Consider the following 591-nt stretch of genomic DNA (forward strand, 5'->3'; position numbering starts at 1 on the left):
CCGCCCATTGGAATTGAGTTACCGCTGGTGAATACAGCTAGGTCCATGCCCGCGCTGAAGTGCTTGCCAGTAGAAGATATCACTATTACGCGCGCTTCTGCTGAGGCATCGATTTCACGGATAGCAACAGGTAGCTCTTGCCAGAAATCGATATTCATCGCGTTAAGCGCATCAGGGCGATTAAGCTTAAGGTGAGCGATGTGATTTTCGGTGGTGATCTCGAGAGTTTTGAAGCTCATTTTGCATCTTCTCCTACGGTAGCAGTAGATAAATAGTGATTTAAGGTCAAAGTTGACAGTGTCAAGATAAGCATTAATCTTGACGTTGTCAAGATGGCGTGCGAGCATTGAGTTATGAGTGAACAACAGCAATATCATCATGGTGACCTTCGAAACAAGCTGATCTCAATCTCGCTGGAGATGCTACAAGAGAATGGTATGCCGGGTTTATCTTTGCGTAAGCTCGCCGAGCGGGCGGGCGTGTCAAGATCAGCGCCGTATCATCATTTTAAAGATAAGAATGACTTATTAGCGGCGGTGGCAGAGCAAGGCTTTGAGGTGTTGACCGAACAGCTTTCCTCTGCAATTTCAA

The 591-nt window shown here is 46.7% G+C and carries 2 protein-coding genes; one reads left to right on the forward strand and one right to left on the reverse strand.

Features of this window, described 5'->3' with window-relative positions:
* On the reverse strand, window positions 1–239 hold a 239-nt coding region (locus A3766_RS09585), incomplete at its 3' end, for an enoyl-CoA hydratase-related protein (RefSeq protein WP_197479488.1).
* A 114-nt stretch (window positions 240–353) separates the two neighbouring features.
* Here A3766_RS09585 and A3766_RS09590 point away from each other — a divergent pair.
* The coding region (locus tag A3766_RS09590) for a TetR/AcrR family transcriptional regulator (protein WP_156508836.1) at window positions 354–591 on the forward strand (238 nt) is incomplete at its 3' end.

The organism is Oleiphilus sp. HI0132 (genome assembly GCF_001635845.1).